We start from the raw sequence: 8460 nt of genomic DNA on the forward strand, positions 1-8460 counted from the left end.
ATGCTCATGCTCAACCGGGTCGGGCTGGAGACGGACATCCTCGACCGGTTGCCCCGGGAGTGCTCCGGTGGTCAGCTGCAGCGGCTGGTCATCGCTCGAGCGTTGCTCCTGAAGCCCAAGTTCCTGATTTGTGACGAGCCGACGTCGGCCCTGGATGCCTCGATCCGGGCCCAGATCCTGAACCTGCTGGTGGAGCTGAAGGACGAGCTCGACCTCACCCTGGTGCTGATTTCCCACGACCTGCGGGTGGTGCGTTACCTGTGCGACCGGGTCGCCGTGATGTATCTGGGCCAGATCGTGGAGATCGCCCCCAGGGAGGAGCTGTTCACCAACCCGCGCCACCCGTACACCCGAGTGCTGCTGGCCGCCTCACTGGCCGAGGAACACGGATCTGACGCGATCATCACCCAGCTCAAGGGCGAACCACCCAGTCCGATCGACCCCCCGTCAGGGTGCCGTTTCCATCCCCGCTGCCCCTTGGCCCAAGACATCTGCCGTACCACCGAACCGCCGACCGCCCAGGCGGGCGAGGACCACCTCACCAGCTGCCACTTCTGGGCCGAGCTACCGAGCCTTTCCGGGCCCTCGACGCCAGCTTTCTAGAGGATCAGATGGTGTACCCCATCGAGCCCCTCGACGAAGGGGCTGGTCGGTGCGGACCGGGCCGCCGGGCACGAGCATGAGACTGCTCATCATGGGCCCCCCTGGGGCTGGCACGAGCCGGCACGCGGCATACCTGGCACAGCACCTCGGCCTTCCCGCTATCTGCGCTGGCGAGGTGTTCACCGGGCACCTGTCAGCACGGACGCAGCTGGGACTCCTGGCGAAGGCCTACGTCGATGCCGGGGTGGAGGTGCCCGACCGCGTGGCCAGCGAGATGACTCGAAGCCGGCTCGTGCAACAGGACGCCAGACATGGGTGGGTCCTCCATGGCTACCCCCTGAACCTCGCGCAGGTGGGTGCCCTGGACGAGCTCTGTGGCAACTGTGGCCACACGCTCGATGCGGTGATCTTCCTGGGAGTGCCCGAGACGTTGCTCGTCAGCCGACTCCTACGGCGCGGGAGTGGCGATGGGGTTGAGGTCATCGAAAGCCGCTTGCGCGCCTACGAGGCGCGGATCCAGCCGGTGATGTCGGCGTACCTGCGCAGGGGAATCCTGCAGGTCGTGGACGGTCGCGGCTCGGACTCCGAGCTCCGGCAGCGTTGTATCGCGGCAGCGGCCGCTGCCCAGTCGCGGGTCGCCGTCTAGTCCGAAGCCGAAGGTCGCAAGCCACGTGTGCCAGCTGACCTGAGCTCCCTGTGGGTCACAGGGAGCTCAGGGTCAGACGGCACGCGGGTCACCAGGCGAGCTCCTGGCACCCGGTGTGCGTACGGGGCTCGACCTGCAGGGTGGCGTGCTCGACGCCGAACCGCAGCCGCATGATGTCGCGGGCCTCGTCGAGCACGGCATGGGGGTCGACGGCCTCGTGGGTCATCAGGTGCGCGGTCGCGACGTGCATCCCCGAGGTGAGAGTCCACAGGTGGAGGTCGTGGACGTCGTCGACGCCGTTCACGCTGCCCAGGGCTGCCACGACCTCGGTGGGTTCCATCGCTGCGGGGGCGTGCTGGCCGAGAACGACCAGGACTTCGCGCCCGAGTGCGACGGCCCGCACCGAGACGAACAGGGCGATTGCCAGCGCGATGCCCGTGTCCCACCACGTCTGCCCAGTGACGGAGACCATCAGTCCGGCGACGATGACGCCGACCGAGCCCAGGGAGTCGGCGACGACCTCGAGGTACGCGCCCTTGACATTGAGGCTGTCGGCGGCGCCGCCGCGCAGCAGTAGCAGCGCCACGACATTGATCGCCAGACCCAGGCCACCGACAAGAAGCATCGGGGTCGAGGCGACGTGGCCGGGTGATCCCACCCGGGCCAGCGCCTCGACGGCGATGTAGACCGAGACGCCCAACATCAGGAGAACAGCTAGGCCCGAGGCGAACACCTCGGCCCGGTAGGAGCCGAAGGTCCGTCGGCCAGAGGTGTCCTTGCGGGTGGCGATGCGGGTGGCCACCAGCGCGGCCCCCAGGGCAACCACGTCCGCGGCCATGTGCCCGGCGTCACTCAGCAGGGCCAAGGACCCAGACGCCAGGGCGGTGACGAGCTCGACCACGAAGAACGCAGCAATGAGGACGAATGACACGCGGAGGCGCCATCGGTGGGCTGCGCCTGCATGGCCACCAGCTCCGTGGCCGTGGCCGTGGGCATGACTGTGGCCATGACCGTGGCCCCCGCTCACGGGGCGCTGTCGGTCGAGGCCGGCGAGCAGGTGGCTCCGCCGCAGCACGAGCCGGCATCGTCGTTGACTGCGTCGACGACCTCGTAGCCCGCCTCCGCGACAGCAGCCTTGACGGCGCCGGTGCTGACCTCGGCCTCGGTGCTGATGGTGACGAGGCCCGCGGGAACATCGACAGCCACTTCGGTGACTCCGGGAATGGTGCCGACTTCGGCTGTCACCGATGCCGCGCAATGGCCGCAGGTCATGCCGCGGACGCTGTAGGTAGTGGTGGTGGTCGTGGTCATCAGCTCGATCTCCTCGGGTGGGCGCCGGTCCCGGCGCGGGGGAACTTCACCGGGAACTGTACCCATGGGGGGTATGGGTGACAAGTACCCCCCACCGGTATCTCGATAGACGAACGCGCAGTGCGGGGAAGGGTTTGGCTACGAGCGCACCATCCGGGCGATCGCGTCCGATGCTTCCTTCAGCTTCATGTCTGCCTCGCGCCCACCCTGGGCGGCCGCGTCGGCGACGCAGTGGCTCAGGTGCTCCTCGAGAAGTCCCAGGCCAACAGACTGCAAGGCCTTGGTGATGGCGGAGATCTGGGTGAGGATGTCGATGCAGTACTTCTCCTCCTCCACCATTCGCTGGAGACCGCGGGCCTGGCCCTCGATTCGGCGCAGGCGCTTGACGTAGTCGTCCTTGCGGTGGATGTAGCCGTGCTCGTGCTCTGCCGTCTCGGTCATTCCTCGTCTCCAGTCCGTCGTGCCCGGGATTGGTCCGAGCGCGGGGAGTGTACCCCGTACCGGTACCGCGCAGCAGGCCCGATGATTGACAGGATACTCTAGGGGGGTATTGTATGAACAGAGGTTACGCTACCGAGCGCTGTCCAGCGGGAGCGTGACAGGAGGGCCCCGGCCCTTCAGCTGTTCATGAGCGAGAGGAACCCATGATGAGCACCACCCAGACCTATACGGTGACCGGGATGACCTGCGCGCACTGCGTGGCTTCCGTCTCGGAGGAGGTCAACGAGATCTCAGGCGTCGAAGGCGTCGAGGTGGTCCTCGAGACGGGGAGCCTCACCGTCACCAGTGCAGACCCACTCGACGACGCCAGCATCAGGGCCGCGGTGGAGGACGCCGGGTACCAGCTGGCATGAGCGCCACGACGAAGCTGGTCGGTTTCCTCGTCGCGCTGTTCGCCGTCTTTGGTGGTGCGGTCGGCGTGGGACGCGTTGTCGGGCCAGTGGCGCCGGCGGCTGCGGCCGACCATGCCGGGATGGACATGGGCCAGGGAGGCCAGGGCGCCGCCGCGGCGTTCCCCAAGGGACTCATGGTCTCTCAGGACGGGTACGCCTTCGAGCTCTCCCAGACGACCGTCGCGGCCGGCGCTGACGTGCCGCTGGCGTTCACGATCCGCGGTCGCGATGGTCGCCCAGTGACTCGCTTCGACGAGGAGCATGACAAGAGGCTGCACCTGATCGCCGTTCGCCGGGACTTCCATGGCTTCCAGCACGTGCACCCCCGGATGGCCGCGGACGGCACCTGGACCACGACGCTGGACCTGAGCGCCGGTCAGTGGCGGCTGTTCGCCGACTTCAAGGCCACCGGCGGACCGGCGATCACCTTGGGGAGCGATCTTGCCGTACCAGGGGCCTACCAGCCCGCCACCGCGCCGGCCGACTCCCAGACCTCGACGGTCGACGGCTACACGGTGACCCTCGACGGCCACCTGGCCGCGGGCAAATCGGCCAAGCTCACGCTCACGGTGACCCGCGACGGCAAGCCCGTCACCGACCTCGAGCCATACCTGGGCGCCTACGGCCACTTGGTGGCACTGCGAGCCGGAGACCTGGCTTACCTGCACGTGCACCCCGAGGGAACCCCCGGCGACGGCGTGACCAGGCCCGGCCCCGGCGTGGTCTTCTACGCCGAGGTGCCGAGCTCCGACCGCTATCACCTCTACCTCGACTTCAAGCACGAGGGCGTGGTCCGGACCGCGGCATTCACGCTGACCGGGTCCGGCGGCACCTCCCCGGAGACCTCGGGGAACTCCGAAGACGGCCACGCAGGCGACGCACACTGAGCGTGGAAGACGCGCACCGACCCGTACACGAAGGAAGACAGATGAGCTCGCTCACCAACGCTCAGGGCCCGGCCGCCTCGACCAGCCATCTCCAGCTGGAGATCAGTGGGATGACCTGTGCCTCGTGCGCGAACCGCATCGAGCGCAAGCTGAACAAGATGGACGGCGTCGTGGCGACGGTGAACTATGCGACGGAGAAGGCCAAGGTGACCTTCCCCGATGGCCTTGACCCCGCCGAGCTGGTCCGGACGGTCGAGCAGGCCGGTTACGGGGCGACCTTGCCCCGCCCACCGCAGGATGACGCGCTGGAGGGCGAGAAGGCCGTCGAGGACCCGACTCGCTCCCTTCGGCAGCGGCTGGTGCTCTCGGCGGTGCTGACTGTTCCGGTCGTGCTTCTGGCCATGGTGCCGGCCTGGCAGTTCACCAACTGGCAGTGGCTCTCGCTCACGCTCGCGGCGCCCGTGGTGACCTGGGGTGCCTGGCCCTTCCATCGGGCGGCTTGGGTCAACCTGCGGCACGCCACATCGACGATGGACACCCTCATCTCGCTGGGCACCTCGGCGGCGCTCGGCTGGTCGGTCTACGCCTTGTTCTGGGGAACGGCGGGCACCCCGGGCATGAAGCATGCGTTCGAGCTCACCGTCGCCCGGTCCGACGGTTCGGCCAACATCTACCTGGAGGCCGGAGCGGGGGTGACCACCTTCATCCTGGCGGGTCGCTACTTCGAGGCCCGCTCGAAGCGGCGGGCCGGGGCCGCCCTGCGGGCGCTGCTCGAGCTCGGCGCGAAAGAGGTCGCGGTGCTGCGCGACGGCGCGACCGGACAGGTCGAGGTGCGGATTCCCACTGACCAGCTCTCGGTCGGCGACCGGTTCGTGGTGAGGCCGGGGGAGAAGATCGCCACCGACGGCGTGATCGAGGAGGGCAGCTCCGCGGTCGACGCGTCGATGTTGACCGGCGAGTCGATGCCGGTGGAGGTCGGTCCGGGCGACGTGGTCGTGGGTGCCACGGTCAACGCCGGTGGCCGGCTCCTGGTCCGCGCCACCAGGATCGGTGCCGACACCCAGCTTGCGCAGATGGCACGCCTGGTCGAGGACGCGCAGAACGGCAAGGCGCAGGTGCAGCGCCTCGCCGACCGGGTCTCCGGCATCTTCGTGCCGATCGTCATCGGCATCGCAGCGGCGACTCTCGGGTTCTGGATCGGGACCGGCAGCGGGCTCGCGACCGCGTTCACCGCGGCGGTCGCCGTCCTGATCATCGCGTGCCCGTGCGCGCTCGGCCTGGCAACCCCCACGGCTCTCATGGTCGGAACCGGTCGGGGCGCGCAGCTCGGCATCCTCATCAAAGGACCTGAGGTGCTGGAGTCGACCCGGAGCATCGACACCATCGTCCTCGACAAGACCGGCACTGTGACGACCGGCCAGATGACCCTGGTCTCCGTCGCCACCACCGATGGGCAGGAGGCCGGCGAGGTGCTCCGGCTGGCGGGTGCCCTTGAGGACGCCTCGGAGCACCCGATCGCCCGGGCGGTGGCCAACGCTGCCCGCGACCGGTTCGGTGCACTGCCTGCCGTGGACGACTTCGCCAACATCGAGGGCCTCGGGGTGCAGGGTCTGGTCACGACCGCCGAAGGCAGCCACGCCGTCCTCGTGGGACGGCCCCAGCTCCTGAGTGAGTGGTCGCAGCACCTTCCGGTGGAGCTGGAGCGGGCCTTTGCAGCCGCGCAGGCCGACGGAGCGACCCCCATCGCCGTGGGCTGGGACGGCAGAGCCCGAGGGGTGCTCGTGGTGGCCGACGCGATCAAGCCGTCGTCCGCGGAAGCCATCGCGCAGCTCAGGGCCCTGGGCCTACAGCCGGTCCTGCTCACTGGGGACAACCAGGCCGCCGCCCAGGCGGTGGCCCGCCAGGTGGGTATCGAGGTGTCGCCGGAGACAGTGATCGCAGACGTCCTTCCTGCGGACAAGGTCGACGTGGTCAAGCGACTGCAGGCCGAGGGGCGCGTCGTGGCCATGGTGGGCGACGGCGTGAACGATGCCGCGGCCCTCGCGCAGGCCGACCTCGGCCTCTCCATGGGCACGGGCACGGATGTCGCCATCGAAGCCAGCGACCTCACCCTTGTCCGTGGAGACCTCCGCGTGGCGGCAGACGCCATCCGGCTCTCCCGGCGCACTCTTGCGACGATCAAGGGCAACCTCTTCTGGGCCTTCGCGTACAACGTCGCCGCCCTCCCGATGGCCGCAGCGGGGTTGCTGAACCCGATGCTCGCCGGTGCGGCGATGGCCTTCTCGTCCGTCTTCGTGGTGTCGAACAGCCTGCGGCTGCGCCGGTTCAGCTCGATCATCTCCAGCGGCGACGTACAGCCGTCCGAGCCGAACGTGCTCGCCAGTACGGCAGCCTGAGGCAGCCGTCACCGCAGCCGTCACCGCAGCCGTCACCGCAGCCGGCATCCGGAAGCTCGCGACCAGCTCACGGAAGCTCGCGATCAGCTCACTCGGTCCTTGAGCTTGTAGTAGGTGCCGGCAATGGGCAGGAACCACGGAGGGCCGAAGTGTCCCGGGATGCGACGGAACTCGAAGTCGCTCCAGATGTTCGCCTCGGGGACGCCGGACATGTACTCGGCCATCGCACGCCCCATGTACGTGGCCATCTGGACTCCGTGCCCGGCATACCCCATGGAGTAGTAGATGCCGTCGTGCTGGCCGGCCTTGACCATCCGGTCGAGCGTCATGTCCACGACCCCTCCCCAGCAGTAGTCGACCCTGGCGTCGGACAGCTGGGGGAAGGTGTGCACCATGGCGTCGCGGAGCAGCTTGCCGCTCTTCTCGTCGGACTGTGGGTTGGACATCGCGAACCGTGCTCGGCCGCCGAAGAGCAGGCGGTTGTCGGGAGTGATGCGGAAGTAGTTCAGCAGGTTCTTGGAGTCCGAGGCCACCCGCCGGGTGGGCAGCAGGTCGTCGCACACGCTCGCGGCCAGTGGCTCGGTGGCGATGATGAAGCTGCCGACCGGTGCGATCCGGACCTGGTGCCAGCGAAACGGCCGACGGGTGTACGCGCCCGTGGCCAGGAGCACCTGGTCTGCCTGCATGCGTCCGCGCGGGGTCTCGAGCTCATGGCCCGGGCCGAGCTTGCGCAGCTTCAGCACAGGTGCCTCCTCGTGGATCGTCACGCCGGCACGCTCTGCTGCTTCGCCGAGCCCGCGGATGTACTTGCCCACGTGGAGACTGGCGCTCTTCGAATCGGTCATCCCACCGTGGAAGACGTCCGATCCAATCTCGCGATGCAGTTCGCTCTTGGGGACCACCTGCGTCTCCACGCCCAGCCGGGTGTTCAGCAGCTCGGCGGTCTTCTCGAACCCCTGGAGGTGCGCCGGCTTGGACGCAAGGATCAGCTTGCCGGGGCGCGCGAAGTCGCAGTCGATGCCTTCGTCCGTCACGAGCTCCTCGACCAGGTCGACCGCTTGGCCGTACGAGCGGTACAGGGACGCCGCGCGGTCGAAGCCCAGCTTTGCCACTGCGTCCCGGATGCCGATCGACATGCCCGTGGTGGCCATGCCGCCGTTGCGTCCGGAGGCGCCGAACCCGACGGTGTGCTGCTCGAACAGGTGCACCTTCGCCCCCCTTCTGGCGAGGTGGAGGGCGGCCACGACGCCGGTCAGGCCGCCGCCGATGACGGCCACGTCGGTGCGTCCTTCCACGGCGGTCTTGGACCGCTCGACGGAGCCCTTCGGGGCGGTGTCGAGCCAGTAGGACGTGAGCTTCATGGGCACTCCTCAAGAGGGGGTCAACGCCAGAGACTGGGTCACGCGACTGGGGCGGGACAACCACGGAAGGCGAAAGACCACCGTATACTGATGATTGTTGACAGTCGATCACGATACACATATGGTCGACAATCGACCAGAGTGGCAGCGGGCCGTTCTGAAACTCAGCTCCAGGAGGAATCGTGGGATTCGAGACCAAGCCCAGGTTCGTGACGTTCGACATGAACGGAACGCTGATCAAGTTCGCCATCAACGACGCGATGCGGCAGGTCCTCGGTGACCGGCTCCCGGCCGAGATCGCCGACGAGTATCTGCGGATCTGCAAGGCGTACCGCATCGACGAGTGCATGGGCGACTACAAGC

General features: G+C 68.2%; 9 protein-coding genes and 1 pseudogene. 6 read left to right on the forward strand and 4 right to left on the reverse strand.

The genetic code is table 11. The annotated features are described in order from the left end of the window. Together AC1DWR_RS19750 and AC1DWR_RS19755 are read left to right on the forward strand one after the other, a co-directional pair. On the forward strand, nucleotides 1–603 hold a 603-nt coding region (locus tag AC1DWR_RS19750), incomplete at its 5' end, for an oligopeptide/dipeptide ABC transporter ATP-binding protein (RefSeq protein WP_477625027.1). Nucleotides 604–694: 91 nt separating this feature from the next. Next, nucleotides 695–1249 (forward strand): nucleoside monophosphate kinase, encoded by a 555-nt coding sequence (locus AC1DWR_RS19755; RefSeq protein WP_477616105.1) that lies wholly within the window; start codon nucleotides 695–697, stop codon nucleotides 1247–1249. An 88-nt stretch (nucleotides 1250–1337) separates the two neighbouring features. On the opposite strand, the gene AC1DWR_RS19760 is transcribed toward AC1DWR_RS19755, so the two are convergent. The 3 genes from AC1DWR_RS19760 to AC1DWR_RS19770 all read right to left on the reverse strand — a co-directional run bounded on the left by AC1DWR_RS19760 (nucleotide 1338) and on the right by AC1DWR_RS19770 (nucleotide 3001). Beyond that, nucleotides 1338–2276 (reverse strand): cation diffusion facilitator family transporter, encoded by a 939-nt coding sequence (locus tag AC1DWR_RS19760; RefSeq protein WP_477616112.1) that lies wholly within the window; start codon nucleotides 2274–2276, stop codon nucleotides 1338–1340. After that, complete coding sequence (locus AC1DWR_RS19765; protein WP_477616106.1) at nucleotides 2273–2560, reverse strand: heavy-metal-associated domain-containing protein; 288 nt, start codon at nucleotides 2558–2560, stop codon at nucleotides 2273–2275. The genes AC1DWR_RS19760 and AC1DWR_RS19765 overlap by 4 nt, the downstream gene beginning before the upstream one ends. A gap of 138 nt (nucleotides 2561–2698) precedes the next feature. Then, nucleotides 2699–3001 (reverse strand): metal-sensitive transcriptional regulator, encoded by a 303-nt coding sequence (locus tag AC1DWR_RS19770; RefSeq protein WP_477616107.1) that lies wholly within the window; start codon nucleotides 2999–3001, stop codon nucleotides 2699–2701. A 206-nt stretch (nucleotides 3002–3207) separates the two neighbouring features. On the opposite strand from AC1DWR_RS19770, the gene AC1DWR_RS19775 reads away from it, so the two are divergent. The 3 genes from AC1DWR_RS19775 to AC1DWR_RS19785 are packed head-to-tail and all read left to right on the forward strand — an operon-like array spanning nucleotide 3208 to nucleotide 6736. Further along, on the forward strand, nucleotides 3208–3414 hold the full coding sequence (locus AC1DWR_RS19775) for a heavy-metal-associated domain-containing protein (RefSeq protein ID WP_477616108.1): 207 nt from the start codon (nucleotides 3208–3210) through the stop codon (nucleotides 3412–3414). Beyond that, nucleotides 3411–4340, forward strand: coding sequence for a hypothetical protein (locus AC1DWR_RS19780; RefSeq protein ID WP_477616109.1), 930 nt, complete (start codon nucleotides 3411–3413; stop codon nucleotides 4338–4340). The genes AC1DWR_RS19775 and AC1DWR_RS19780 overlap by 4 nt, the downstream gene beginning before the upstream one ends. A 41-nt stretch (nucleotides 4341–4381) precedes the next feature. Further along, the gene (locus AC1DWR_RS19785) at nucleotides 4382–6736 is read left to right on the forward strand and encodes a heavy metal translocating P-type ATPase (protein ID WP_477616110.1); all 2355 of its coding nucleotides are present in this window, start codon (nucleotides 4382–4384) and stop codon (nucleotides 6734–6736) included. Between the two features lie 83 nt (nucleotides 6737–6819). Here AC1DWR_RS19785 and AC1DWR_RS19790 read toward each other — a convergent pair whose 3' ends face one another. Next, nucleotides 6820–8097: an NAD(P)/FAD-dependent oxidoreductase gene (locus AC1DWR_RS19790; protein ID WP_477625028.1), complete on the reverse strand. Its 1278-nt coding sequence runs from the start codon at nucleotides 8095–8097 to the stop codon at nucleotides 6820–6822. Nucleotides 8098–8279: 182 nt separating this feature from the next. On the opposite strand from AC1DWR_RS19790, the pseudogene AC1DWR_RS19795 reads away from it, so the two are divergent. Next, nucleotides 8280–8460 (forward strand): annotated as a pseudogene (locus AC1DWR_RS19795) (haloacid dehalogenase type II); the annotation flags it as partial.

Source organism: Pedococcus sp. P2_E2 (assembly GCF_056403955.1).

Bases quoted from the DNA above. Each gene is read 5' to 3' on its own strand.
- AC1DWR_RS19785 (WP_477616110.1), top strand. From the start codon at position 4,382: ATGAGCTCGCTCACCAACGCTCAGGGCCCGGCCGCCTCGACCAGCCAT.
- AC1DWR_RS19770 (WP_477616107.1), bottom strand. From the start codon at position 3,001: ATGACCGAGACGGCAGAGCACGAGCACGGCTACATCCACCGCAAGGAC.
- AC1DWR_RS19755 (WP_477616105.1), top strand. From the start codon at position 695: ATGGGCCCCCCTGGGGCTGGCACGAGCCGGCACGCGGCATACCTGGCA.
- AC1DWR_RS19765 (WP_477616106.1), bottom strand. From the start codon at position 2,560: ATGACCACGACCACCACCACTACCTACAGCGTCCGCGGCATGACCTGC.
- AC1DWR_RS19790 (WP_477625028.1), bottom strand. From the start codon at position 8,097: ATGAAGCTCACGTCCTACTGGCTCGACACCGCCCCGAAGGGCTCCGTC.
- AC1DWR_RS19780 (WP_477616109.1), top strand. From the start codon at position 3,411: ATGAGCGCCACGACGAAGCTGGTCGGTTTCCTCGTCGCGCTGTTCGCC.
- AC1DWR_RS19775 (WP_477616108.1), top strand. From the start codon at position 3,208: ATGAGCACCACCCAGACCTATACGGTGACCGGGATGACCTGCGCGCAC.